We start from the raw sequence: 25,604 nt of genomic DNA, 5'->3' as shown, positions 1-25,604 counted from the left end.
CTCTCATCGTCTACCTTTCGGCCATGGGCCTTCTCACACCTGTCGCCGTCAAGGTCGGCTCGATCTCCTGGATGCCGAAGCTCCTGCCGCAGATCGTCTGGACGGACAACCTGGTGCACCGGCTCACGAAGGACCGCTACGGCATCCTCGACGTCGCGGGGCTGCCGAACCTGGTGCTGACGGTCCCGGGCCGGAAGAGCGGGATCCCGCGGTCGACCAACCTGCTCACCGTCCCGGACGGCGACGAGTGGCTCATCGCCGGGTCGTACTTCGGCGCACCGAAGACCCCGGTCTGGGTCGCGAACCTCCGCGCCACCGAGACCGCCGCCATCCGCTACCGCCGCCGTGACTACACCGTCACCTGGCGCGAGATGCTGGGCGCGGAGCGGGAGCAGGCCTGGGCGACGATGCTGGCCACCTGGCCCAACTTCGACAAGTACGCCGAGCGCACCGACCGGGTGATCCCGGTGTTCCGCCTCACCCCCGTGTGACGAGAGCCACGCCCCCGGCGCGTCCGTTGGGTGAGCGATGCCTAACATTGGTATGGCTAGCCTTATATTGACCGGGTGACGCCCCCGCCGCACGCGCTGGCCAGCGCGACCCGGCCCCGAGCGGGCGTCGGGTTCGCAGTGGGTCTCGGTCGTCACGGCGATCGCCCGGCGCTGGTCGCGGGCACCGAGGTCCTGTCGTACGACGACCTCGCGGACCTCGTCGACGGCGCGCGCACCCGGCTCGGGACCGCCCAGCAGCTCGTCGGGCTGACCCCGGCGCCGACCGTCGAGTTCGTCGTCGCCTACCTGGCCGCGCTCGCGGACGGCCACACCGTGCTGCTGTCGCGCGACGACGTGCTCGCCCGTGCCTACGGCGCGAGCGCCACCTGGGCCGACGGCGGCTTCGCCCCGACCGGCCGGCCGGCTCCCGAGCTCCATCCCGAGACCCGGCTGCTGCTGAGCACCTCGGGGTCCACCGGGTCGCCCAAGCTGGTGCGGCTGTCGCGGACCAACGTCGACAGCAACGCCGACGCGATCGCGTCGTACCTCGGGCTGACGCCGCAGGACCGCGCCATCACCACCCTCCCCCTCGACTACTGCTACGGGCTGTCCGTGCTCCACAGCCACCTCAGCGTCGGGGCGTCGGTGGTCCTCACCGATCGGTCGGTGGCGGAGTCGGCGCTGTGGGACCTCGCGCGCACCACGGGCGTCACGTCCTTCGCCGGCGTGCCCTACACGTTCGACCTCCTCGACGCCGCCGGCTGGCCGGAGCTCCCCACGCTGCGCCTGGTGACCCAGGCCGGCGGCCGGCTGGCGCCGGAGCGGGTGCGCGAAGTCGCCGAGCGCGGCCGGCGCGAGGGCTGGGACCTGTTCGTCATGTACGGCCAGACCGAGGCAACCGCCCGGATGGCCTACCTGCCGCCCGACCTCGTCCTCGACCACCCGACAGCGATCGGGGTCGCCATCCCGGGCGGCACCCTGCGGATCGACCCCGTCGACGGGCACCCGGACGGCGTCGGAGAGCTCGTCTACACCGGCCCCAACGTGATGATGGGCTACGCCCACGGCGCTGCCGATCTCGCGCGCGGGCCGGAGCTGGCCGAGCTCCGCACCGGCGACCTCGCCCGGGTCGGCGACGCCGGGCTCTTCGAGGTCGTCGGCCGCCGCGCGCGCTTCGCCAAGCTCTTCGGGCAGCGGATCGACCTCGACCGGGTGGAGAACCTGCTGGCCCTCGGCGACCACGAGGTCGCCTGCGCCGAGGCGGCCGACGCGACCCGGCTCGTCGTCGCGCTCGCGGGTGAGCCCGCCCCGGTCGCGGTCGAGGAGGTCGCCACGACGGCGGCCGCCGCGACCGGCCTGCCCGACCACGCGATCGCCGTCGTACCCGTGCCCGCGATCCCCCGCCTCCCCAACGGGAAGGTCGACCAGGCGTCGATCGCCGGGCTCCAGGCGCCGCGCGAGGACGTCCCCGAGGTCTCCACGACCGAGACGCTGACGGCGCTGTACGCCGCGGTGCTCGGCCGGCACCGGGTCACTCCCACCGACACCTTCGCCGGCCTCGGCGGCGACTCGCTGTCGTACGTCGAGCTCTCGCTGCGGCTCGAGCGTCGCCTCGGGCGCCTGCCGGCCGACTGGCCGGACCGCACGATCGCCGAGCTCGCCGATCTCGCGCGCGACCCGCGCCGCTCCCGCTCGGTCCGGCTCGACACCGGCATCGTGCTCCGCGCCGCCGCGATCGTGATGATCGTCGGGAGCCACTCGAACCTGTTCATGCTCCTCGGCGGCGCGCACGTCCTGCTCGCCGTCGCGGGAGCGAACTTCGCACGGTTCCACCTGGTCGGGGGCGACCGCGCGGACCGCCGGCGCAACCTGGTCCGCTCGATCGCGAGGATCGCGGTCCCCACGGCGATCTGGGTGGCTGCGGTCTGCCTGATCAGTGGCCAGTACGGCTGGCGCAACGTGCTGCTGCTCAACGACGCGATGGGGCGCCACACCTGGCACGAGCCCGAGTGGCACTTCTGGTTCATCGAGGTCCTCGTCTACCTCATGGTCGGCGCCGGGGTGCTCACCGCCGTGAGCCGCGTCGCGGCCTGGGAGCGACGGTCGCCGTACTGGTTCGCCGTCGGCGTCCTCGTCGCCGGGCTCGTCCCGAGGTTCTGGGCCACTGCCAGCGGGTACGACGGCGACCTCATCCACTCCTCGACCTTCGTCGTGTGGCTCTTCGCCGGTGGGTGGGCCGCCGCCCGTGCCCGCCGCACCGGCCACCGCCTGCTGCTGTCGGCGCTGCTCGTCGCGGGGGTCCACGGGTTCTGCGGCGACCCGGTCCGGGAGGCGACGATCGCGCTGGGCCTGCTCGCGCTGATCTGGGTGCCGACCGTGCGCCTGCCGCGGGTGACGGTCGGTGTCGTCGGCCAGGTCGCGAGCGCCTCCCTCTACGTCTACCTGACCCACTGGCAGGTCTACCCCCACCTCGAGCACCGGTGGCCCCTCGGCGGCCTGCTCGCCTCGCTCCTGGTCGGTGTCGCCGTCTGGCGGCTCGTCGACCGCGTCTCTGACCTGGGCCGGCGCCGCTGGCACGGTCTGCCCGCTCTGCACCCTCCGCTCGTCGCCACCAGCAAGGAAGCCTGATGACCCTGACCCGTCCCGCACTCGGCCTGGCCGCTCTGGCCCTGGCCCTCCCCGTGCTCACCGCCTGCGGGGAGGACGAGCCGAAGCTGATCATCTACAACGCCCAGCACGAGCAGCTGCTGGAGCAGATCGCGCCGGCGTTCGAGGAGGAGACGGGGATCGACGTCGAGCTGCGCCACGGCAAGGACCTCGAGCTGTCCAACCAGCTGGTCCAGGAGGGCGACGCCTCCGACGCCGACGTGTTCCTGACCGAGAACTCCCCCGCGATGTCGCAGGTCGAGCAGGCCGGCCTGTTCGAGAGGCTCCCGGACGACGTGCTCGAGGTCATCCCGGCGCAGTACCGCCCCCGCAGCGGCCTGTGGACCGGGTTCGTCGCGCGCTCGACGGTGCTCGTCTACAACACCGACCTGGTCGAGGAGTCCGAGCTGCCGGACTCCATCCTCGAGCTCGCCGAGCCGGAGTGGGCCGGGCGGATCTCGTTCTCCCCCACGGGCGCCGACTTCCAGGCCATCGTCGCCGCGATCCTCCACCTGGAGGGCGAGGAGGCGACCCGCGCGTGGCTGGAGGGCATCGAGGAGAACGGCACCGTCTACGACGGCAACAACGTCGTGCTCGAGTCCGTCGACGCCGGTGAGTCCGAGGTCGGCATCGTCTACCACTACTACTGGGAGCGGGACCGCGTCGAGGGCGGCGACCTCAGCGACGACAGCGCGCAGTACTACTTCGCCGACCAGGACCCCGGCGCCTTCCTGAGCGTCTCCGGCGCGGGCATCCTCGAGTCGAGCGACATGAAGGACGAGGCCCGCGAGTTCCTGGAGTTCCTCGTCGGCGAGGAGGGACAGCAGATCCTCGCCGACAGCTACGCCCTGGAGTACCCGCTCAACCCGGCCGTCCAGCTCGAGAAGGGCGTGAAGCCCTTCAGCGAGCTCCAGCCCCCGGTGGTCAACGTGTCCGACCTCGACTCCGAGGCGGTCGTCGACCTGATGACGGAGGTCGGCTTCCTCTGACCACGACCCTGACCGCGACCGCGCGGGCGACGAGGAGTCCGCGGCCACTGGCCGGGGGCGCCTCGCCCGTGCTGCTCGTGGTCGGCGTCGGGGTCGCCGCGCTCACCCTGGTGCCGCTCGGCTACGTCCTCTGGACGACCGCAGAGCTCGGGGCCGACGAGGCCCGGGACTTCCTGTGGCGGCCGCGGATCGGCGAGCTGCTGTGGAACACCGTCCGACTGCTCGTCGCGGGCGTCGCAGCGAGCGCGGTGCTCGGCGTGGTGGGCGCGTGGGTCGTCGAGCGCACCGACGTCCCGGGCAGGGGCTGGTGGCACGGACTGCTGTGCGCACCGCTCGCCGTACCCGCGTTCGTCAACGGCTACGGCTGGGTCTCCACGACGCACGCCGTGCAGTCCTTCCCCGGCGCGGTCATGGTGGTGACGCTGTCCTACTACCCGCTGGTCTACCTGCCGACGGTGGCGGCCCTGCGCCGGCTCGACCCCGCTGTCGAGGAGGTCGCCACCTCCCTCGGCCGCGGCGGCTGGAGCGTCTTCGCCAGGGTCACGCTGCCGGCCGTGAGCCCGGCCGTGCTCGGCGGGGCGCTGCTCGTCGGGCTCCACCTGCTCGCGGAGTACGGCGCGCTCCAGCTGCTCAACTACCCGACGCTCACCACGGCGATCCTCCAGCAGTACGCCACGGTCTTCAACGGCCCGGAGGCGACCCTGCTCGCCCTCGTGCTGGTGAGCTTCTGCCTGCTCCTCCTCGGGCTCGAGCTGCTGCTGCGCGGGCACCGGCGCCGGAGCAGGGTCGGCTCCGGCTCGAGCGGCGACCCGGTCCGGATCCGGCTCGGGAGGATGCGGCTGCCGGTCCTCGCCGGCCTCACGGGCCTCGCGCTGTGGGCACTCGGCGTGCCCCTCGCGGCGCTGGTCCGCTGGCTGCTCCGGGGCACCTCCGCTGCCGTCGACCTCGGTGAGCTCTCCGGCGCGGTGGTGACGACGCTCGGCCTGGCAGTCTCGGGCGGCGTGACCGCGACGGCACTCGCCGTGCCCGTGGTCTGGCTGGCCGTCCGCAACCGCGGACTGGTCACGACCGCCGTCGAGCGGAGCGTCTACACCGCCAGCGCGATGCCGGGCATCGTGATCGCGCTGGCGCTGGTGACCGTCTCCATCCGGCTCGTGCCGTCGCTCTACCAGACCGTGGTCGTGCTGCTGGTCGGCTACACGATCCTCTTCCTCCCGCGCGCGGTCGTCAGTGTGCGGTCGACGTTCGAGCTGGTCCCGCCGGGTCTGGAGGAGGTCGCGCGCAACCTCGGCTGCACCGGACCGGGCGTGGCGCGAAGGGTGACGCTGCCGCTCGTGCTCCCCGGCCTGACGGCCGCGACCGCCCTGGTCTCGCTCGCCGTCGCGACCGAGCTGACCGCGACACTGCTGCTGGCGCCGCTCGGCACCGACACGCTCGCGACCCGCTTCTGGTCCGACGCGTCGTCGATCGCGTACGGTGCGGCTGCGCCGTACGGTCTCGCTCTGATCGTCCTGTCCATCCCGTCCACCTGGCTCCTGGGCCGGCTGAGCATCAGGAGCGCGTCGTGACCGCCGCACTCGAGATCCGCGGCCTGGAGGCCGGCTACCGAGGCACGCCGGTCCTCCGCGGCCTCGACCTGGTCGTGCCCGACGGCGTGACGGCGATCCTGGGACCCTCCGGCTGCGGGAAGACGACCCTGCTGCGCGCTGTGGCCGGTTTCGTGACGCCGTCCGCCGGCACCGTCACGGTCGCCGGCTCCGAGGTCGTCGGCAGGCGGACCGTCCCCGCCCGGCTCCGCGGGCTGGGCTACGTGCCGCAGGACGGCGCGCTCTTCCCGCACCTCAGCGTCGCTCGCAACGTGCGGTTCGGCCTGCCGCGCTCGGTGCGCGACGCCGACGCCCGGGTCGCCGAGATGCTCGAGCTCGTCGAGCTCCCGGCCACGATGGCCACCCGCTACCCCCACGAGCTCTCGGGCGGGCAGCAGCAGCGGGTCGCGCTGGCGCGTGCGCTCGCACCCCGTCCCCGCGTCGTGCTCCTCGACGAGCCGTTCTCCTCGCTCGACGCGTCGCTGCGGGAGGACACCGGCAGGGCGGTGGTTCGTGCGTTGCGGGCCGCCGGCGCCGCCGCGGTCCTGGTCACCCACGACCAGGGCGAGGCGCTGTCGCTCGCGGACCAGGTGGCGGTGATGCTCGACGGCGCGTTCCTCCAGGTGGGATCGCCCGGGTCCGTCTACCTGACGCCGTCGGACCCCCGGGTCGCGTCGTTCCTCGGGCACGCGTCCCTCCTCGACGGCAAGGTCGCGGACGGCCGGGAGGCCACCTGCGCGCTGGGAGTCGTCCCGCTGCAGACGACGACGGCGCCCGGCGTCGTGCGGCTCGCCGTGCGCGCCGAGCAGCTCCAGATCCGGTCGGCCGGGGCGGACGGCGCTCCCGCCGAGGTCGTGGACATCAGCTTCTACGGGCACGACGCCACGGTTCGGGTGCGCCTGGACTCCGGTGAGGAGCTGTCCGCGCGGACGCCCGCCACCTCCGTGCCCACCGCCGGCGACCGGGTCAGCGTCCGGGTCGTCGGCGACGTCGTCGCGTTCGCGGAGGGCCCCTAGCCGGCTAGTAGACCTCGAAGGTGAACCGGGTGCTCTCCTCCGCTGACGACGACAGCGTGCCGGTCTCCGAGATCACGGTGATGCCGCCGACGACCACCTGGAGGCTGAACTCGGTCGGCGCGTCGCACGACGTGTAGTCGAGGACGAAGACGGTGTACTCGCCAGGAGGCGCGTCCTCCTCCCAGAAGATGTTCTCGGTGTGCGGACCCCTGTCGCCGCTCCCGCAGCCGGGGATCTTGTCGAGGTCGAGCTCGCCGCCGGACGTGCTGGTGGGCGAGGCGAAGTAGATCTCCCGGCCCTCGGGGTCGAGGACGTGCAGGTCCATGTCGGCCTCGGTGCTCCAGCGCAGCGTCGCCTGGACGGACCCGGTCTGGCCGGGCCCGAGGCCGCGGTCGAACTGCTCGCCCGACTCCGCGTCGATCAGGGTCACGGTCTCCAGGGCCGTGTCGCCGCCCTGGACGAGCCGCACCCCGTCGGGCTCGTAGCCGTCCCACTCCTCGCCCTCGGTCGCCTGGAGCGTGTGGTCGGCGGTTTCCGGCTCGAGCAGCGGGTTGCCGCAGAAGCAGCGGACCCGGGGCACGCCGTGCTCGTCGATCAGCACCGCCGTACCGGCCTGCATGACGGACTGGAACGGCGTTGCCTCACCGTTCTCGAAGCCGTGGTTGGTGACCCAGGTGTCGGCCGTCAGCAGGACGGGGGTGAGGTTCTCGATGTAGGGACGGATCTCCGCCGGGTCGAGCTCGAGCACACCGGCGAAGGCGGCAGCCTTCGCGGGCTCGGACTCCAGGAAGTCGGCCAGCGCGAACGGGTCGCAGGCCTGCTCGTCCATGGTGCCGCCGTAGAGACCCGGCTCGGTCCCCGTCGCGATCCGGCCGCCGGTCTCGTCGTCGACCTCCAGGTCGGAGCTGATCGCGTTGGCGGCGTCCACCGCCGCAGACGACAGCGACGTGTCGGCCACCGCGCTGCCGGTGACGAACGGCGACTCTCCCGGGAAGTCCACCGGCTCGAGGGTCACCGGGTCGCCGGTGATCTCGGGCTCGTCGTCGCCCTGGACGAACTCGAAGTAGACGAAGGCGCCGGCAGCACCGATCAGCCCGGCGAGGAGCACCAGCACCAGCGCGATGAGCCAGCCCTTCGACTTCTTGCGCGGCGGCGGCTGGCCGGGGGCGAAGCCGCCCGGCGGGTAGCCGCCCGGCGGGTAGCCGCCCGGCGGGTAGCCGCCCGGCGGGTACGACGGCGGCGCCTGCGTCGGCGGCGGCTGCGTCGGCGGTGGGGGCGGCGGCTGCTGGGCGGACGGGTGCGCGTCCGGTGGGTACCACCGGCCGTCGGAGGCCTGCCACCACCCAGGTCCTGCGGGCGTCTCGCTCATCGCTGTCCCCTTCGCGCGATGCCTCGGACGCTAGCAGCGCGGGACGGGCGGCATGGGCGATTTGCGGAACGGTCACCCGGTCCGTTCGACCGACAGCAGCTCGTGCGACGGGATCGGGTTGTCCCGATGGGCCTTGCAGGTCAGCCTCGTGGCCGTCGCCGGATCGACCCGGGTCCGGACGCGCACGGCGTAGGTCCCGCCCGCCACGGCGAAGGTGGCGTCGGTGACGTCGCCGTCGGCCGAGCGCTTGACGAGCTGGACGTCGGCGATCCGGGTCGCGCCGAGCTGGCGGCGCAGGTGGTGCTCCGCGGCCTGCACGGGCATCGGGTACGACGACCGGCCGCGCAGGTGGTCGAGGTCGACCTCGCCGGCCAGGTGCGCGCCAGCCACCGCGATCGCCCGCTGTGGGTCGAGCCGCCCGTAGTAGAGGCCCTCCGGCAGCACGACCAGGTTCCCGGCGAACCGGTCGCCACCGATGTGCGAGACCTCCCACGCCTCCTCGGGGTGCGCGTCGTCGAGCGCCATCGCGACCGGCCGGCCGAGCTCCGCGCAGCAGGCGTCGTGGCGGCCGTTGGTGCAGACGCAGAAGAGCGCGCCGTCGTACGCCGCCAGCCCGGTCGAGCCGCCGTCGCGGAACGCCGTGAGGTCCAGGTCGAGGACCTCGCGGAGGTCGGTGACCGTGCCGTGCTCGACCCGCGGGTGGCGGTGGTGGGCGTCGGCCACGAACACGTTGAGCCGCTCGGGATCGCGCTTCGCCCGGGCCCGCCGGACCAGCAGGATCTTCGCGCGGTAGGCCTTCGCCTGCTGCTTCAGCGCCGGCCCGAGGCCCTCCGGGAGCCGGGCGTCGAGGAGCGCGTCGCTGCCCCAGGGGCCGGAGTGCTCGAGCAGGACCCAGGTGCGGACGTGGGTGGCCGTGCCGGCCAGCGGCTCGTCGCGCAGCACGCTGGCGGGCGCGCACGAGAAGCGCTTCGGCGGAGCTGTCTCCACGACGTCAGGACACCGCCTCGAGGAGCCCCTCCCGGACCAGGCGCCGGCAGAGCACCTTCCGGCTCTGGACGTCGAGGTGGTCGGCGAGGTCGCCGACGGTGAACGACGAGCGGGTGCGGATCTCCTCGAGGGCGGGCCGGGTCCAGGCGGGGACCGTCAGCTGCCGGTCGCCGAGCAGGACCTGGACCTGCTCGTCGTCGCCGAGCAGCACGCACGGATGCCCGGGGCGCCGGCGGAGCCGGGTGTCGTCGTCGATGCCCGCGCGCAGGGCGAGCACGTCGGTGACGCCGCCGGGCAGGCGCGAGGGGCGCGAGGTGAGGAAGCGGCGGATCTCGGCCTCGACGGCCGCATCGGCATCGACGCGCCGTAGGTCCTCGGCGACGGCCTGCAGCCGCTCGGCCAGCGGGCCGGTCAGCAGAGCCGGGTCGTCGAGGTAGCCGGCCGGCAGGTGCTCGTCAGTGACGCCCGCGACCACCGCCGCCAGCGTGCGCTCGACCAGTCCCCGCCAGGTGAGCTGGTTGATGCCCACCGTCACGTGGAGCGAGACCGACTCCTGGGCTCGCGCCGCGTGGGGAGTGCCGGTCGGGAGGTACATCGAGAGCCCGGGCTCGAGCAGCACCTCCTCGGCGCCGTCCTCGCCGTGGACCTCCCACTGCTTCGAGCCGGCGGTCTGGAACACGAAGACGTCGTGGGAGTCGGAGTGCACGGCGAAGCCCTGCGAACCGGGCGGCGTCAGGTAGGCGTTGACCTGGCAGGGATGGCCGAGCTCCAGCTCCAGCTCGGCGATCAGGGTCGTCAGCGGCGGCCAGAAGCGGTGGAGCCCCTGGAAGACCACCGTCGCGCCGTCGTCGAACAGCGCAAGCGCCTTGCGGGCGTCGACGAGGCCGGTGAGGGGCCTGCCGGTCACGGTGGCCCCGCGGGTGTAGGACGACTCGGGCACGATCGCGCCGTCCTTCGCCAAGCGGATCGACGGCGTGCGGATCGCGGAGGACGTCAGCAGCCGGTCGGCGTCCTCGAGCGACAGCAGGCCGACCAGGTCGTCGGGATCGGCGCGGTGGAGGTGGACCTGTGACGCCCAGATCTTCGTGAGGAAGGTCTGGGCGTCACCGGTCAGCAGGGCGAGGGCGGACACTCAGATGATGTCCCCGTCCGAGGCATCGCTGTCGGTGCTGTCGCTGTCGCTGGCGTCGCCGTCGGTGCTGTCGCTGTCGGTCGAGTCGCTGTCGGTGGTGTCGCCGTCGGTGCCGTCCGCGTCGCCGAGGCCCGCGCCCGCGTCATCCGCGGGACCCGTGGTCATGTCGTCGTCGCCGAGGGGCTGGTCAGGTGTTTCGGTCATTGGTCCTCCTGGGTCGGTGTGCGGCAAGTCTGCTGTCGGGCAGACCCACCCCACAAGGCTTCACTCACGAGCGACAGTGCCCCGTTCCGCCCCCGGCAGACCTCCCTGCCAGGAGGCGCGGGCCCCGCGCCCCTGACGGCGTGTGACGGCGAGGTGAGGGCGGGCTCATCGACGCCTCACCCTCGTCTCACCCGCCGGCCGAACGATGGCCGCATGTTCGCGATCCGGCTGCTGTGCCTCGTGCTGATCGGAGCCTCGGCCGCACTGCCCGCCGCGGCCGACCGTGCGGGGGCGGTCAGCACGGTCGCACCTTCGGCTGGCATCCGGGTCGCCGCCGCCAACGTGCACGAGGGCATCCTCGTGCGCCACCGGGCGGACCGACGCGACGCGACCGACCGCAGGGCGTTTGCACGTCGTCTGCTCTCGCGACCGGGTCGCCTGCCCGACGTCGTACTCCTGCAGGAGACCCTCGGCACCGCCCAACGGGTCGGCCGCGCACTCAACGCCCACCCGCGCGCCCAGGCCGCCGGCGTCGAGTTCGTCGTGGCCACCCGCACTGCGCACCGCGTCGTACACGGGGCGTGCGACGGGCCACGGACCGGCAGGTTCAGCCTGCTGCGCGGATCCTCGATCCTCGTCAACAACCGGACCGTGACGCAGATCCACCGACGCGGCACCATCCGGACCTGGGGCAGGTGGTCGACCCGAGCCCGGCACCTCACCGGTCGCGGCGGCTTCGGGTGCACCGCGCATCCGTGGATCCACGCCACGATCCGCACCCCCGGCGGCGCCCGGGCCGCCCTTCTGGTCAACGCCCACATCGCGCCGGCCGGACCCCGCCACAAGACCCGCGCCCTGACCACCCTGGGCCGCGAGCTGGCGGACCGGGCGCAGCGGGCGCCCGGCACGATCGCTGTGCTCGGGGGCGACCTCAACCTCACCCGCTGTCGTCACGACCCCCGCGAGGGAGAGCGACTCGGCTGCGCCGTCCGGGCCGGACATCGCGGCCTGATCCGCGCCGGCTACCGAGATGCGGTGCGCAGCCTGCACCCGACCGGACCGGCCGGTGTCGCCGGTGTCGCCCGCAGGATCGACTTCATCTACACCTTGGGGACCCCGACCGCCGCGTGGTACGACCGCTGCTACCTGGCGTACTTCGTCAAACGCTGGCGCTGCGAAGCAGAACGCTCGGTGTTCACCCGGCAGCGAGTGCTGCTGCGTTGCCAGGCCCGGTCGCTGCGACACGGCCGCCCGGGCGACGGGTGTCCACCGGCGACCTTCCGGCGCTACTACTCCGACCATCCCGTCCTGCTCGCCACCATCACCTGACGCCGACCGTCGGACGAGGGGTTCAGCTCGTGGCAGGTCGAGCCTCCACCTCGGCCTCCGTAGGCTCGAGGCATGACGGCTCCCACCAGCACCGCCGCCTTCCAGGCTCGGTTCGCATCCGAGCTGCCGGAGCTTGCCGTGCAGTGGCAGGCCGCCGACACCCCGGCGCCTCGGCTCGTGGTCCTCAACGAGCCGCTCGCCGAGGACCTCGGGCTCGACCCGGAGTGGCTGCGGACCGAGGAGGGCGTCGGGCTGCTCACCGGGACCCGCCTTCCGGAGGGGACCATCCCCGTTGCCCAGGCCTACGCGGGCCACCAGTTCGGTGGGTTCGCCCGGCTCGGCGACGGCCGCGCGCTCCTGCTGGGCGAGCTGACGGACCGTGCGGGCCGCGTACGCGACGTCCACCTCAAGGGCTCCGGGCGCACACCGTTCGCGCGCGGAGGCGACGGTCTGGCTGCGATCGGCCCGATGCTGCGCGAGTACGTCGTCAGCGAGGCCATGCACGCCCTCGGGATCCCGACGACCCGGTCGCTGGCCGTGGTCGCCACCGGCCGCGACGTCCGCCGGGAGACGGTGCTGCCCGGCGCCCTCCTGGCCCGGGTCGCCAGCAGCCACCTGCGGGTCGGGACCTTCCAGCTCGTCCAGGCGACCGGCGACATCGACCTCCTGCGCCGGCTGGCCGACCACGCCATCGAGCGCCACCACCCCGAAGCCGCGTCGGACCAGCACCCGCACCTCGCGTTGTACCGCGCCGTCATCTCTGCGCAGGCCGCCTTGGTCGCCCGGTGGATGCTCGTCGGGTTCGTGCACGGAGTCATGAACACCGACAACATGACCATCTCCGGGGAGACGATCGACTACGGTCCGTGCGCGTTCCTCGAAGCATTCGACCCCGCGACGGTCTTCAGCTCGATCGACTACGCGGGCCGCTACGCCTACGCCAACCAGCCGGGGATCGCGGAGTGGAACCTCGCCCGGTTCGGCGAGGCACTCCTTCCGCTGCTCGACGAGGACCAGGAGAAAGCAGTCGCGCTGGCCACCGAGACCCTCGGCTCGTTCCGCGAGGAGTACGCCGAGGCGTGGTCGGCCGGGATGCGCGCCAAGCTCGGGCTCGTGGCGGTCGACGACGCGGCCGCGGACGAGCTGGCGGAGAAGCTGCTCGAGCTGCTCCGGGAGAGCCACGTCGACCACACCTCCTTCTGGCGGCACCTCTCGACCGCCGCTCGGGGTGACGCCGAGCCGGCGCGTGGCCTCTTCCTCGACCTCTCCGCGATCGACGGTTGGCTCGAGGGGTGGCGAGCGCTCTATCCTGACCCGGACGCCATGGACAGGGTCAACCCGCTCTACATCCCTCGCAACCACCTCGTGGAGGAAGCCCTCCGCGCCGCGACGAACGACGACCTCGTGCCCCTTCACGCCTTGCTCCAAGCGGTGCGCCAGCCGTTCGATGCAACGCCGGGGCTGGAGCGCTACGCCGATCCAGCGCCCGAGGACTTCGGTCGCTACCAGACCTTCTGCGGCACCTGAGATCCCGGCGACGCGCTGTATGGGGGGCGGCCGCGTTGTGGTGCGCGACGGGCGGACCGTACGGTGACATCAGGACCTAGGGGGAATCTTGACTCAGGAGAAGCACGTCACCGGTGTGGGAGACGGCACCAACGCGGCCGCGCGACTGCTGGAGATCGCTGCACGCAACGCCGACGAACTGCTCGACGAGGCGCGGGCCGAGGCGGCCTCGATCGTGGCGGAGGCGAAGAGCGATGCGGACCGGCTCACTGCGTCGAGCCGAGCCGAGGCAGAACAGCTGCGGGCGTCGGCGGGCGCTGAGGCCGACCGGGCCAGGGCCGATGCCCAGCAGGAGGTGGAGCGGGTGCAGGCGGAGCTCGAGCAGACGCGGGCTGAGCACGACCGGCAGCGCGCGACCGTGCTGGGCGAGCTGGCCGAGCAGCAGGCTGCCCTGCAGGACGAGGTTGCGCGGTTGCAGCAGCTCGAGCAGGAGCATCGGGACCGGATGCGCAGCTATCTGACCCAGCAGCTCGCGCAGATCGAGCCGACCGACGCCGGCTGAGTCAGGCGTCGGAACGCCTCCGTTCGCTGCGCTGGTCTTGCCGGAGCGGATGGTCGGTGGGGATCTCGACCACGACGATCGGGATCTGGTCCGGGTCCTTGATCCACATCTCCAGGAGTCCCCACGGCTCTCGTCGAGGCTCGCGGAGGATCGGCACACCCGCGGCCAGCAGGCGCCGGTGCTCGGTCTGAACGTCCCGGACCTGCATCCACAACGCGATCCCGTCGCCGCGCGGGTCCGTCGCCCGACCGCTGACCTCGAGCAGGCCGTTGCCGAGGAAGAACACCACCCCGGGAGCGTCCGGGCCTCCGAACTCCCGGTAGACGGCCAGGCCGAGCGTCTCCCGGTAGAACCGCTGACTGCGCACAGGGTCTGAAGGCCTCAGAAGGGTTCGGCTGCTGAGTACTTCCATCCGCTCATCCTGCCCGTCCGCAGGGCCCACCAGGTGTTCTACGCGAACGGCGGAGGGAGCTGGTGCTGCCCCGGGGCCCGGTCACCCTCGCCCACCAAGGTGTAGAGACGCGCGTGCGCCACTTCGCCACCCGCCTTGGAGACGCGAAGGGTCGCGAACTTGTGCCCGTCGGGTGCGCCCTTGGCGGCCGCCGCGGTGACGGCGACCGTCCCGGATTGGCCTGGGGCGAGCGTGAACGTACGGGCGCCGGTGAAGCGGACACCGTCGGCTGCCGTGTCCTCGACTGCCGCGGTGAAGGTCTGCGGCGACCCGGACAGGTTGGTGACCGTGATCGTCGCTGTCCGCGAACCGCCCGCTCCGCTGGACCAGGCGCCGAACGACTTGCTCACCGGCGCGACACCGGCAACGGCGTCCACCGCCGCCGCGACGTCCAGCAGGCCGGAACCCGTGATGAGCGGGTCGTCGGTCACCTCACCGGTCTCGGGGTGCCGGAGCAAACCCTCCTGGGCGGTGTTGACGATCGCGGAACGCACCTGCGCCGCCGTCCAGCCTGGGTGGTCGCCGCGCACCACCGCTGCAGCGCCCGCGAGGTGCGGCGTCGCCATGCTGGTGCCACCGAGGAAGCTGAAGCACGGAGGTGCGCTGCACGCCCACGCTGGCTGGGCGCTGAGCACGTCGGCGCCCGGCGCCACCACGTCGGGCTTGATCAGCAGGTCGCCGTGTGTCGGACCTTGGCTGCTGAATCCCGCCATGAGGTTCGTGGCCGCAGGGTCGTGCACGTACGTCCCGAGGGCGTGGAGCGTCGCCGGCGCGCCCTCGTGGTCGTCGATCTCCGCGCCGTCGGAGAGACGCACCATCACGCCCGGGATCGTCGGGACAGGCTCCAGGCCGTTGTGCGCCATCACGAACGGCGGCTCCTCGGTGTGGTCGACCATGATCACTCCGACGGCACCGGCGTTCTGTGCGTTGCGCATCTTCACGGTGAAGTCGCAGTTGCCGCGGCCCAGCAGGGCGATCTTGCCGGTCAAGTCCGGCAGCGGTGGGTCGGTGTCGCACGCTGTGCTCAGTCCGTGGGGGAGTCCGGCCGCGGGTACGACGTCGAGCGGCGCCGTGAGGTCGGACTCCAGCTCGCCGAACTCGCCGACCACCACCTCGTACTCGACACCCGCGACCGTCGCCGTGTTGATCACGCCGTGCCCCACGGTGCTGGCGCCTGCCGTGAGCGCGCGAGGCGCGGCGCCCGGGTAGTGGACTGTGAAGTAGCCGGGCCCATCGTTGCCCGCGGCAACGGCGACCACCATGTTGGCCCGATCGAGGTTGTCCACGGCACGGTCGAGCAGGAAGGCTCCGCCGCCGTCGTTGCGAGCACCACCAAGGCTCATGTTCGCGACGTCGAACCCGTCCTCGTAGGCGTCTTCCATCGCTTCGAGGATGTCCTCGGACCGCGCCGATCCCGTCGTACCGGGGAAGACGTTGTAGTTGCCGAGCACGGCACGCGGCGCGATGCCCGACATGTCGTAGGGGATGTCCACACCGTCGACCATGGACGGGGTGTGCGCGTTGCACGCCACCGTGCCCGCCACGTGCGTGCCGTGGCCGTTCTGGTCGGAGGCGTCGAAGCCCTGCTTCGCGAGCTTGTTGCCGTAGGCCTTCGCCACGACGACCTTGTTGTTGGTCAGATCCGGGTCACCGGACTGCTGCACCGCCGGGTAGCCAGCGTCGTCGAAGCACGGGTGGGTGACATCGATGCCGCTGTCGATGATCGCGACGTCGACCCCCGCGCCGGCGTTCGCCTCACCGCCGACCGCCGTCCACGCTTGATCGACGTGGGAGAGGCTCAGGTCGGGATCCTCGTGCGCCACCGCTCTGAACACACCCTGCTTCTCGACGAAGCGCACACCCGGCGCGGACCTCAGCCTGCGCAGGCTGGTGCCGTTGAGCTTGACCGCCACCGCGTTGACTGCGAGGTCGAACTCACCGGTGATCCGGGCCGAGGGAGCGTTGGCGCGGAGCCAGGAGCGGAACCGGTTCCGCTCGGCCGCGAGGTCTGCGCGGTGGTTGCGCACCGCCGCGCTTCTGAAGTTGATCTTCTTGCCGCCCTGCGGACGGGTCGCTGCAGCAGTCGACAGTGGCGCGCCGGTGAGCTGCACCAACGCGTACGCCGGGTTCGTCGCCCGAGGGGGTGCCGCGACGTCCGGCCCCGAGGAGGCCATGCCGGGCAAGGCGCCCGCGGCCCCGAGGACCAGAGTGGCAGCCATGGCGACCAACGGCTTCTTCATGAGCGATCCTCCTCGACGGGCCTGCCCTTCTGGAGGAATGTACGTCCGCTGGATCGCCGGGGGAATAGGTTGCGCGCACTCGTCGGGCCGGCCGCACGACGACCAGATGCGAACCGCCCCTGACCGGCGTTCTTCCGCAGGTCAGGGGCGGTTCTGTCCCTGTGGCAGGTAGTGGATTCGAACCACTGTAGGCAATGCCGGCTGATTTACAGTCAGCTCCCTTTGGCCGCTCGGGCAACCTGCCGGGGGTGTGCCGTCGGCGGCTCGGGGAGGCCCCGGTTGGCCGGTCGACAACGACGCGAAACAATAGCGCAGCACGACGCCTTCCCCGAAAACACCAGCCCTGAGATCCCAGCCCCGACAGCACGAGGTGAACCTGATGGCCGACTCCTCCTTCGACATCGTCAGCAAGATCGACCGCCAGGAGGTCGACAACGCACTCGGCCAGACGGCGCGGGAGGTGGCGACCCGGTTCGACTTCAAGGGCACCGGAGCCACGATCGAGTGGAAGGGCGAGCACGCGATCGAGATCACCGCGTCGGCGGACGACCGCGCGTCCGCCGTACTGGACGTGTTCCAGCAGAAGCTGATCAAGCGCGGCCAGTCGTTGAAGATCCTCGACGCCTCGGAGCCGCGCCAGTCGGGCCAGCAGTCGAAGATCGGGATCACGCTCAAGGAGGGCATCTCCTCCGAGGACGCGAAGAAGATCAGCAAGCTGATCCGCGACGAGGGCCCCAAGGGCGTGAAGGCCCAGGTCCAGGGTGACGAGCTGCGGGTGTCGTCGAAGAAGCGCGACGACCTGCAGGCCGTGATCTCGCTGGTGAAGGCGCAGGACTATGACTTCGCCGTGCAGTTCACCAACTACCGATGACGGCGACCGACCCGCGGGCGTCGGTAGAGATCGACGCCCCGATCGAGGTCGTGTGGGCAGTCATGCTCGACACGGAGGCGTACCCCGAGTGGAACCCCTTCGTCGTACGCGCGGACACGCCGCAGCCGGCTGCCGTCGACAACCCGATCCTGCTCCACGTGCGCTGGGCGAACGGCAAGGGCGCGAAGTCACCGGAACGGATCACGGCGGTGGAGCCGCCAGCTCCTGCCGGCGACGGTACGACGACCGCGCTCCTGTCGTACGTCTACGAGGGACTGCCGGCCAAGCTCGGCCTGGTCCGCGGAACCCGGCACCAGCGGCTGACCCAGCGACCCGGGGGGCCGACGACCTACGACACCGTGGAGGAGTTCTCCGGGCCGCTGGTGCGCCTCGCCGGCCCCGACCGGGTTGCTGAGGGTTTCCGCCGCCACGCCGAAGCACTCAAGCAGCGCGCGGAGTCGGTCGGGTAGTCCGAGCCCCGCGGGTCGGCCTCAGACCGCCACCATCGCCGGCACGGTCACGGCACCGACGGCAGCGGTGAGCCAGACCTTCGATCCCAGCTCGAGATCCAGGGAGCGGGCGTGGCTGCGCGACAGCACGACCGACACCGGGTCCGCCCCGCCACCGAGCTCCCGGTCCAGCTCGACCTGGAGCCGCACCTCGAAGCCGACCCGGAGCAGCCGGGTGATCGTCCCCGGGATCGCACCCGCCCGGCCGGGCGTGACCCCGACCTCCACGTCGTGGGGGCGCAGCCGCACCGGCCCGAGCCGGGTCACCTCGCCGAGGAAGCCCATGACGAAGTCGCTCGCCGGCTCGTCGTAGAGCTCGTCGGGGCTGCCGACCTGCTCCACCCGGCCCTGGTTGATCACCACGATCTCGTCGGCGACCTCCATCGCCTCCTCCTGGTCGTGGGTCACGAACACCGTGGTCACGTGGACCTCGTCGTGCAGGCGGCGCAGCCACTCGCGCAGCTCTTTGCGGACCTTGGCGTCGAGGGCACCGAACGGCTCGTCGAGCAGGAGGACGGTCGGCTCCACCGCGAGGGCGCGCGCCAGCGCCATCCGCTGCCGCTGACCACCCGAGAGCTGCGACGGCAGCCGGTCGGCGAACTGCGACAGGTGCACGAGCTCGAGCAGCTCGTCCACCCGCCGCCTCACCTCCGCCTTCGGCGTCTTGCGGATCTCCAGGCCGAACGCGACGTTCTTCGCCACCGTCATGTGCTTGAAGACCGCGTAGTGCTGGAAGACGAAGCCGACGTTGCGCTTCTGCGGCGGCAGCCTGGTGGCGTTCGTCCCCTCGATCGCGACCGTCCCGCTGTCGGCGGTGTCGAGGCCGGCGATGATCCGGAGCAGCGTCGACTTGCCGCCACCGGACGGGCCGAGCAGCGCCGTGAGCTGGCCGGTGGGCAGCGAGACGCTGACGTCGTCGAGGGCGTAGAAGTCGCCGTACTTCTTGGTCACGTTGGTTACTTCGATGGACATCAGTGGTGCTCCTTGGGACGAAGGATCGAGACGACGACGATGCAGAGCACGCTCACGAACGCGAGCACGAACGACACCGTGTAGGCGCCGGCCTGGTCGAAGCTCTGGTACTGCTTCTCGACGACGAGCGTCGCCGTCTGGGTCTGGTTGGCGACGTTGCCGGAGACGACCTTGACCGCCCCGAACTCGCCGAGGCTGCGGGCGAGGCTCAGCACGACGCCGTACACGACCGCCCACTTGATGCTGGGCAGAGTGATCCGCCAGAAGGTCTGCCGGCTGTTGGCGCCGAGGCTGCGGGCCGCCTGCTCCTGGTCGTCGCCGATCTCGGCGAGGACCGGCACGACCTCGCGGATGACGAGCGGCAGCGCGACGAAGCAGGTGGCCATGATCATCCCGGTGCCGCTGAAGATGATCTGGACGCCCCACTCCTCCAGGTGCGTGCCGAACCAGCCGTCGCGGCCGTTGTAGACGAGCAGCAGCGACAGGCCCACGACGACCGGCGAGACCGACATCGGCAGGTCGACGAGCGCCGACAGCAGTCGCTTGCCGGGGAACTCGTAGCGCACCAGCAGCAGCGAGATGCCGACGCCGAACACCAGGTTGATGAGCACGGCCTGGACCGCGACCTGCACCGTGAGGGCCAGGGCGTTGACGACCTGCTCGTCGCTGAAGATGTCGAAGAAGGCGCCGACGCCGTCGGCGAACGCCTCGCGGACGATCGTCGACACCGGCCAGGCAACCAGGAAGAACACGTAGCCGATCGCGAGCAGCCGCAGCAGCCACTTGACGGGCGTGGAGACCTCAACCACGGCGCGACACCCGCCTCTGCACGATGTCGAGGACGACGATCACGAACAGCGCGACCGCGAGCATGAGGCTTGCGACAGCGGCGGCCGACGCCGTGCTCCCGTTCTCGATGAAGGACAGCACCCGCACCGACACCACCTCGGTGCTGAACGGCTTGTTGCCGCTGAGCAGCACCAGCGAGCCGTACTCGGCGATCGCTCGCGCGAACGACAGGGCAGCACCGGCAGCGATGGCCGGGGCGAGGCTCGGCAGGATGATCCGCCGGAAGATGGTGAGCCGCTTCGCGCCGAGTGACGCCGCCGCCTCCTCCACGTCGTGGTCGAGCTCACCGAGCACCGGCTGCACCGTGCGTACGACGAACGGCAGCGTCACGAACGCGAGCGCGAGCATCACCGCCCGCTCCGTGTAGGCCCAGTCGAGGCCGAGCGGGCTGCCCTGCCCGTAGAGCCCGAGCAGCACCAGGCCGGCGACGATCGTGGGGAGGGCGAACGGGATGTCGATGACGACGTCCAGCACGGCCTTGCCCCAGAACCGGTCACGGACCAGCACCCAGGCGATGAGGGTGCCCATGACGACGTTGATCCCGGTGACCAGCAGTGACTGTCCGACGGTCAGCCTGATCGCCGCCATCGTCTGCGGGTTGGTGATCGTGTCGACGTAGCCGGACCAGCCGCGCTCGGCGGAGGTCACGACGATCGCGGTCAGGGGGATCAGCACCAGCAGGCTGAACCAGGTGACGGCGACGCCGAGGCCGAGCGAAGAGCCGGCGGTCAGGGTCGTGCGCGGGCCCGCCCGACGCGTGGGCGTCGGGCGGGCGGTTACCTCAGGCGCGTCGAGGGTCGCGGTAGCCACAGGAGTCCTTACTCCTGGGCGTCCGCGCCGGAGTGCTCGATGAGCCGCGGGATGATGCCGAGCGGCTCCCCGTCCTCACCGTCGGCGAAGAACTTGTCGGCCGCCTCGCCCCAGCCGCCGAAGTCGCCATCGATCGTGTAGAGCTCCTCCGGGGCCGGGAACGGGTCGGCGGGGTCGTTCGCACCTTCGACCTCGGGGAGCTCGACGCCCTCGACGCCCTCGACCGGGCGGAAGCCGAAGCCCGCGTAGAGGGACTGGGCCTCCGCCGAGGTCACGAACTCGAGGAAGTCCTCGGCGCCGTCCTTGGCGTCGACGGTCACGGCCGCCGGGTTCTCGATGAGCAGCGTGTCCTGCGGCACGACGTAGTCGATGGCCTCACCGTTCTGCTTCGCGAGGATCGCCTCGTTCTCGTAGGAGAGCAGCACGTCCTGGTCCCCCTCGACGAAAGCCGACGTCGCCTCGCGACCGCTGGCCGGCAGCGCCGGCGTGTTGGCGAGCAGGTCGGAGACGAACTGCTCGGCCTCCTTCTCGGTGCCGCCGTTGCCGATGATGTGCGCCCAGGCGGCGAGGATGTTCCACCGCGCCGCGCCGGACGAGCCAGGGTTCGGCGTCACGATCTCGACACCCGGCTGAGCGAGGTCGTCCCAGGAGTCGATCCCGAGCGGGTTGCCCTCGCGGACGACGAAGACGACGACCGAGGAGGTGGCGATGCCGTTGGTGGGCGTGGCCTCCTTCCAGTCGTCGGCGACGAGGCCCTCGTCGACCAGCCGCGTCACGTCGGTCTCGAGGGAGAAGTGGACGAAGTCCGCCTCCTTGCCGTCGACGACGGCCCGGCTCTGGTCACCCGAGGCGCCGTACGACGGCGCGAACTCGGTCTCCTCGCCTGCGTCGGTCTCCTGGTAGGCCTCGTAGACGCCCTCGTTCGCTGTCTCCATCACCGAGAACGCGACCACAGAGAGCGTGTCCTTCGAGCTGCTGCCGCCGGCCGAGGTGCAGGCGGTCAAGGCCAGCATCCCGGTCATCCCCACCACTGCCGCCTTGATCGTCTTCTTCATTGCGTCACTTCCTGACTTCGTCTCCCGGCCGATGCCCCGTTGGGCACAGCCTTCCTCGTGAATGCCATGTAGATTACTAGACTTAATGGAGACAGTACGCAAGCCCCGCGTGTCGCGGTCGGGACGGCTCACAGTGCGGACGGCGCCCCCCTGTGAGTGAGGTCACCCCGATCCCGCGCTCAGCCGCTGGCGAGAACTCGGATGCGCGAGGGCGGCGGACTATCGTGGGGACGGCGTGTCGTGACCGCCACAGGGAGACTTCGAGCACGTCGGAGCCGGAAACCTAGAACACGTTCTAGAATCGGATCCTGTGCTCCGGATCCTCCGGCGCGCGACGACCGTGAACTCAGCGCAGTTGCCCTCCACGGGGCTCAGGGAAAGTGGACCGACAGTGAGTCAGACCAAGCAGGTCAAGCAGCTCGACCGGGTGATCATCCGGTTCGCCGGCGACTCCGGTGACGGCATGCAGCTGACCGGTGACCGGTTCACCCAGGAATCGGCGGTGTTCGGCAACGACCTGGTGACGCTGCCGAACTTCCCGGCCGAGATCCGGGCGCCTCAGGGCACGCTGCCGGGTGTCTCGTCGTTCCAGGTCCACTTCGCCGACCACGACATCCTGACCGCGGGCGACCGTCCCGACGTGCTGGTGGCGATGAACCCGGCCGCGCTGAAGGCCAACGTGGGCGACCTGCCCAAGGGCGCGGCGATCATCGTCGACACCCACGACTTCACCAAGCGCAACCTCGACAAGGCCGGCTACGACACCAACCCGCTGGACCTGCTCGGCGACGCCAATGACCCGCTCGGCGACTTCCAGGTCCACCCGGTGGACCTGACCGGGATGACGGTGGAGGCGGTCAAGGAGTACGGCCTGTCCCGCAAGGACGCCGCCCGCGCGAAGAACATGTTCGCCCTCGGTCTGCTGTCGTGGATGTACGGCCGTCCGACCGAGCCGACCACCGCCTTCCTGGAGAACAAGTTCAAGAAAGCGCCCGCGATCCTCGGGGCGAACCTGACCGCCTTCAAGGCCGGGTGGAACTTCGGTGAGACAACCGAGACGTTCGTGGTCCGCTACGAGATCAAGCCCGCCAAGCTCCCCGAGGGCACCTACCGCAACATCACCGGCAACCTCGCGCTCTCCTACGGCCTGATCGCCGCGGGCGTGCGGTCCGGTCTTCCCGTGTTCCTGGGGTCCTACCCGATCACCCCGGCCTCCGACATCCTCCACGAGCTGAGCAAGCACAAGGCCTTCGGCGTGACCACGCTGCAGGCCGAGGACGAGATCGCCGGCATCGGCGCCGCGATCGGTGCCTCCTTCGCCGGCTCCCTGGGCGTCACCACCACCTCCGGGCCGGGCATCGCGCTGAAGTCCGAGGCGATCGGCCTCGCCGTGATGACCGAGCTCCCGCTGCTGGTGATCGACGTCCAGCGCGGCGGGCCGTCGACCGGCCTGCCGACCAAGACCGAGCAGGCCGACCTGATGCAGGCGATGTACGGCCGCAACGGCGAGGCGCCGGTGCCGATCGTCGCCCCGCAGTCACCCGGCGACTGCTTCTCCGCCGCCGTCGAGGCCGCCCGGATCGCCATCACCTACCGCACCCCGGTGATGCTGCTCTCCGACGGCTACCTCGCCAACGGCTCCGAGCCCTGGCAGGTCCCCTCCATTGACGACCTCCCCGTCATCGACCCCGACTTCGCGACCGCGCTCAACCACGCCTCGCCGAAAGCCGCCGAAGGTGAGCCGGACGAGTTCTGGCCCTACCTGCGTGACCAGGAGACCCTGGCTCGCCCGTGGGCGATCCCGGGCACTCCCGGCCTGGAGCACCGCATCGGCGGCCTGGAGAAGGGCGAGGGGCACGGCAACATCTCCTACGACCCGGCCAACCACGACCTGATGGTCCGCACCCGGCAGGCCAAGATCGAGGCGATCGCCAAGTCGCTGCCGCCGCTGGAGGTCGACGACCCCTCCGGCGAGGCCAAGGTGCTGGTGATCGGCTGGGGCTCGACGTACGGCCCGATCGGCGCCGCCTGCCGCCGGGTGCGTCGCGCCGGCTACCACGTCGCCCAGACCCACCTGCGCCACCTCAACCCGTTCCCCGCCGACCTCGGCGACGTCCTCAAGCGCTACGACAAGGTGCTCGTGCCCGAGATGAACCTCGGCCAGCTGAGCAGGTTGCTTCGTGCTGAGTTCTTGGTCGACGCCATCGGCTACAACCACGTCCGCGGCCTGCCCCTGAAGGCCGCCGAGCTCGCCGAGGCCGTCGGCCAGCTCGTCGGCGAGGCCGAGGGCACCGAGGTGGACCTCGGTGAGCACGGGCTCAACCCGCCGTCCGACCACGAGGAGGCTCCGAGCCGATGAGCACCCCCACCAGCACCGAACTGCCCCTGCCCGCCCTGCGCACCGGCACCGAGTCGGTCCCCGCTGCCGAGGGCCCGCAGACCGCGAAGGAGTTCACCAGCGATCAGGAGGTCCGCTGGTGCCCCGGCTGCGGCGACTACGCCGTGCTCAAGGCCGTGCAGTCCTTCCTGCCCGACCTCGGCCTGCGGCGCGAGAACATCGTCTTCGTCTCGGGCATCGGCTGCTCCAGCCGGTTCCCCTACTACCTCGACACCTACGGCATGCACTCGATCCACGGCCGTGCGCCGTCGATCGCGACCGGCATCGCCACCGCCCGCGAGGACCTGTCGGTGTGGGTGGTCACCGGTGACGGTGACGCTCTCTCCATCGGCGGCAACCACCTGATCCACGCGCTGCGCCGCAACGTCAACATGACGATCCTGCTGTTCAACAACCGGATCTACGGCCTGACCAAGGGCCAGTACTCCCCCACCAGTGAGGTCGGCAAGGTCACCAAGTCCACCCCCGTGGGCTCCCTGGACCACCCGTTCAACCCGGTGTCCCTGGCCCTCGGCGCCGAGGCCTCCTTCGTCGCTCGCACCATCGACAGCGACCGCAAGCACCTCACCGCGGTCCTCGCCGCCGCTGCCGCCCACCGTGGCACCTCGTTCGTGGAGATCTACCAGAACTGCCCGATCTTCAACGACGGGGCGTTCGACGCGATCAAGGACCGCGACACCAAGGAGCACGCGATCATCCCGCTCGAGCACGGCAAGCCGATCACGTTCGGCGTCCGCGACGAGGAGACCGGCCTCGGCGACAAGGCCCTGGCCCGCGCCGGGGGCGGCGTCGAGGTCGTCGAGACCGCCGCCGTACCCACCGAGCAGCTGCTGGTCCACGACGCTCACAACCCCGACCCGTCCACCGCCTTCGCGATCTCGCGGCTCACCGACGCCGGCTACCTCCACCGCTCCCCGATCGGCATCTTCCGCCAGGTCGAGCGGCCGACGTACGACGACCTCGCCCGCGCGCAGGTCGCCGACGCCAAGGCCAAGGCAGCACAATCAGGCGGCACCGACGCCGACCGGCTCACGAAGCTGCTCAACGCCGGGGACACCTGGAACGTCGGCTGACCCAGCAGCAAATGAGCGTGGGCCCCGCCGGTCGGCGGGGCCCACGATCGTTCTCAGGTCATGACGCGCTGCGGGAGTACCAGCCGATCGTCGCGGAGGGTGCGTACCGCGGGCTCTTCACCTTGGTCCGGAAGTAGTAGCGACCGGACCGCGGCACCGGCGCGCTCGCGAAGAGGTAGCGACCCTCGCGGGTGGTGCGGTCGCGCTCGACGACCCGCCAGGCGCCGTTCAGACCGCGCTTGCGCTGTAGGAGGACGGGCTTGCTGCGCCAGCCCCGCGCCTGGCCGTTGATCTTGAGGCGGGTGTTGTTGACGATCTCGCCGTGGATCGTCAGCCGGATCCGGCCGCGCTCCGCGTTCTCGGCGGCCGAGGCCGCGGCGTCCTTGGAAGAAGTGATGCTGGTCGTGTCGCGAGCGTCCGCCGGTGCGGCGGTCACGGCGAGCAGGGCGGCGCTGAACATGGCGATCAGGCCGACGATGAAGCGATGCATGGAATCCCCTGGTCCGAGTAGATGAGCTGTGCAGGCGGCGTCCTACCCTGCTCGTTCTCAGGCAAACGC

23 protein-coding genes and 1 tRNA gene are annotated in these 25,604 nt (G+C 71.3%); 12 read left to right on the top strand and 12 right to left on the bottom strand.

All coding sequences use genetic code 11. From position 1 onward, the window contains the following. Positions 1-23: 23 nt before the first annotated feature. The 5 genes from F0U47_RS05575 to F0U47_RS05555 all read left to right on the top strand — a co-directional run bounded on the left by F0U47_RS05575 (position 24) and on the right by F0U47_RS05555 (position 6,728). Positions 24-491 carry a nitroreductase family deazaflavin-dependent oxidoreductase gene (locus F0U47_RS05575; RefSeq protein WP_149749331.1) on the top strand — a complete coding sequence of 156 codons (468 nt, stop codon included), beginning with the start codon at positions 24-26 and terminating at the stop codon, positions 489-491. A 75-nt stretch (positions 492-566) separates the two neighbouring features. Continuing rightward, entirely contained in the window at positions 567-3,119 is a 2,553-nt protein-coding gene (locus tag F0U47_RS05570; RefSeq protein ID WP_149749330.1) for an AMP-binding protein, read from the top strand. Beyond that, complete coding sequence (locus F0U47_RS05565) at positions 3,119-4,126, top strand: iron ABC transporter substrate-binding protein (protein ID WP_149749329.1); 1,008 nt, start codon at positions 3,119-3,121, stop codon at positions 4,124-4,126. The genes F0U47_RS05570 and F0U47_RS05565 overlap by 1 nt, the downstream gene beginning before the upstream one ends. Before the next feature lie 68 nt (positions 4,127-4,194). After that, positions 4,195-5,694: an ABC transporter permease gene (locus F0U47_RS05560; protein ID WP_149749328.1), complete on the top strand. Its 1,500-nt coding sequence runs from the start codon at positions 4,195-4,197 to the stop codon at positions 5,692-5,694. After that, positions 5,691-6,728, top strand: coding sequence for an ABC transporter ATP-binding protein (locus F0U47_RS05555; RefSeq protein ID WP_149749327.1), 1,038 nt, complete (start codon positions 5,691-5,693; stop codon positions 6,726-6,728). Before F0U47_RS05560 ends, F0U47_RS05555 begins: the two co-directional genes overlap by 4 nt. A gap of 4 nt (positions 6,729-6,732) precedes the next feature. Here the strand turns inward: F0U47_RS05555 and F0U47_RS05550 are convergent, their stop codons facing one another. The 4 genes from F0U47_RS05550 to F0U47_RS20995 form a co-directional block, all read right to left on the bottom strand. After that, positions 6,733-8,097: a DUF6777 domain-containing protein gene (locus tag F0U47_RS05550; RefSeq protein WP_149749326.1), complete on the bottom strand. Its 1,365-nt coding sequence runs from the start codon at positions 8,095-8,097 to the stop codon at positions 6,733-6,735. Between the two features lie 72 nt (positions 8,098-8,169). Next, positions 8,170-9,084: a ferredoxin family protein gene (locus F0U47_RS05545; protein WP_149749325.1), complete on the bottom strand. Its 915-nt coding sequence runs from the start codon at positions 9,082-9,084 to the stop codon at positions 8,170-8,172. 4 nt (positions 9,085-9,088) lie between these two features. Continuing rightward, positions 9,089-10,216 (bottom strand): cupin domain-containing protein, encoded by a 1,128-nt coding sequence (locus tag F0U47_RS05540; RefSeq protein WP_149749324.1) that lies wholly within the window; start codon positions 10,214-10,216, stop codon positions 9,089-9,091. Further along, positions 10,217-10,420 carry a hypothetical protein gene (locus F0U47_RS20995; protein ID WP_188111180.1) on the bottom strand — a complete coding sequence of 68 codons (204 nt, stop codon included), beginning with the start codon at positions 10,418-10,420 and terminating at the stop codon, positions 10,217-10,219. 213 nt (positions 10,421-10,633) lie between these two features. On the opposite strand from F0U47_RS20995, the gene F0U47_RS05535 reads away from it, so the two are divergent. From F0U47_RS05535 to F0U47_RS05525, 3 genes are all read left to right on the top strand, one after another. Beyond that, on the top strand, positions 10,634-11,749 hold the full coding sequence (locus tag F0U47_RS05535; protein ID WP_149749323.1) for an endonuclease/exonuclease/phosphatase family protein: 1,116 nt from the start codon (positions 10,634-10,636) through the stop codon (positions 11,747-11,749). A gap of 72 nt (positions 11,750-11,821) precedes the next feature. Then, entirely contained in the window at positions 11,822-13,276 is a 1,455-nt protein-coding gene (locus F0U47_RS05530; RefSeq protein ID WP_149749322.1) for a protein adenylyltransferase SelO, read from the top strand. An 88-nt stretch (positions 13,277-13,364) separates the two neighbouring features. Further along, entirely contained in the window at positions 13,365-13,817 is a 453-nt protein-coding gene (locus F0U47_RS05525; RefSeq protein WP_149749321.1) for a hypothetical protein, read from the top strand. A gap of 1 nt (position 13,818) precedes the next feature. Here F0U47_RS05525 and F0U47_RS05520 read toward each other — a convergent pair whose 3' ends face one another. The 3 genes from F0U47_RS05520 to F0U47_RS05510 all read right to left on the bottom strand — a co-directional run bounded on the left by F0U47_RS05520 (position 13,819) and on the right by F0U47_RS05510 (position 16,752). After that, on the bottom strand, positions 13,819-14,229 hold the full coding sequence (locus tag F0U47_RS05520; protein WP_149749320.1) for a VOC family protein: 411 nt from the start codon (positions 14,227-14,229) through the stop codon (positions 13,819-13,821). Positions 14,230-14,267: 38 nt separating this feature from the next. Next, the gene (locus F0U47_RS05515; RefSeq protein ID WP_149749319.1) at positions 14,268-16,508 is read right to left on the bottom strand and encodes a S8 family serine peptidase; all 2,241 of its coding nucleotides are present in this window, start codon (positions 16,506-16,508) and stop codon (positions 14,268-14,270) included. A 162-nt stretch (positions 16,509-16,670) separates the two neighbouring features. Beyond that, a tRNA-Tyr gene (locus tag F0U47_RS05510) sits at positions 16,671-16,752 on the bottom strand. A gap of 135 nt (positions 16,753-16,887) precedes the next feature. On the opposite strand from F0U47_RS05510, the gene F0U47_RS05505 reads away from it, so the two are divergent. Together F0U47_RS05505 and F0U47_RS05500 are read left to right on the top strand one after the other, a co-directional pair. Continuing rightward, positions 16,888-17,379, top strand: coding sequence for a YajQ family cyclic di-GMP-binding protein (locus F0U47_RS05505; RefSeq protein ID WP_188111179.1), 492 nt, complete (start codon positions 16,888-16,890; stop codon positions 17,377-17,379). Beyond that, a complete protein-coding gene (locus F0U47_RS05500) occupies positions 17,376-17,849 on the top strand; it encodes an SRPBCC domain-containing protein (protein ID WP_149749318.1) in 474 nt (157 codons plus the stop codon). Before F0U47_RS05505 ends, F0U47_RS05500 begins: the two co-directional genes overlap by 4 nt. Before the next feature lie 21 nt (positions 17,850-17,870). Here the strand turns inward: F0U47_RS05500 and F0U47_RS05495 are convergent, their stop codons facing one another. Genes F0U47_RS05495 through F0U47_RS05480 form a run of 4 tightly spaced genes read right to left on the bottom strand, consistent with a single transcriptional unit; the run spans position 17,871 to position 21,574 of the window. Continuing rightward, entirely contained in the window at positions 17,871-18,860 is a 990-nt protein-coding gene (locus F0U47_RS05495; protein WP_149749317.1) for a sulfate/molybdate ABC transporter ATP-binding protein, read from the bottom strand. Continuing rightward, entirely contained in the window at positions 18,860-19,669 is an 810-nt protein-coding gene (locus tag F0U47_RS05490) for a sulfate ABC transporter permease (protein ID WP_149749316.1), read from the bottom strand. Before F0U47_RS05490 ends, F0U47_RS05495 begins: the two co-directional genes overlap by 1 nt. Continuing rightward, positions 19,662-20,519: a sulfate ABC transporter permease subunit CysT gene (gene cysT / locus F0U47_RS05485; protein ID WP_149749315.1), complete on the bottom strand. Its 858-nt coding sequence runs from the start codon at positions 20,517-20,519 to the stop codon at positions 19,662-19,664. Before cysT ends, F0U47_RS05490 begins: the two co-directional genes overlap by 8 nt. An 8-nt stretch (positions 20,520-20,527) precedes the next feature. Beyond that, a complete protein-coding gene (locus F0U47_RS05480) occupies positions 20,528-21,574 on the bottom strand; it encodes a sulfate ABC transporter substrate-binding protein (protein ID WP_149749314.1) in 1,047 nt (348 codons plus the stop codon). A gap of 310 nt (positions 21,575-21,884) precedes the next feature. On the opposite strand from F0U47_RS05480, the gene F0U47_RS05475 reads away from it, so the two are divergent. Beyond that, positions 21,885-23,933, top strand: coding sequence for a 2-oxoacid:acceptor oxidoreductase subunit alpha (locus tag F0U47_RS05475; protein WP_149749313.1), 2,049 nt, complete (start codon positions 21,885-21,887; stop codon positions 23,931-23,933). Continuing rightward, positions 23,930-25,045 carry a 2-oxoacid:ferredoxin oxidoreductase subunit beta gene (locus F0U47_RS05470; RefSeq protein ID WP_149749312.1) on the top strand — a complete coding sequence of 372 codons (1,116 nt, stop codon included), beginning with the start codon at positions 23,930-23,932 and terminating at the stop codon, positions 25,043-25,045. Before F0U47_RS05475 ends, F0U47_RS05470 begins: the two co-directional genes overlap by 4 nt. A gap of 58 nt (positions 25,046-25,103) precedes the next feature. On the opposite strand, the gene F0U47_RS05465 is transcribed toward F0U47_RS05470, so the two are convergent. Then, the gene (locus F0U47_RS05465) at positions 25,104-25,535 is read right to left on the bottom strand and encodes a hypothetical protein (protein WP_149749311.1); all 432 of its coding nucleotides are present in this window, start codon (positions 25,533-25,535) and stop codon (positions 25,104-25,106) included. Between the last annotated feature and the right edge of the window lie 69 nt (positions 25,536-25,604).

It is taken from the genome of Nocardioides antri (assembly GCF_008373765.1).
In the GTDB taxonomy this organism is placed as follows: domain Bacteria; phylum Actinomycetota; class Actinomycetes; order Propionibacteriales; family Nocardioidaceae; genus Nocardioides; species Nocardioides antri.
The sequence above is the reverse complement of the archived record's forward strand: the minus strand, read 5'-3'. Positions and strand labels throughout refer to the sequence as shown.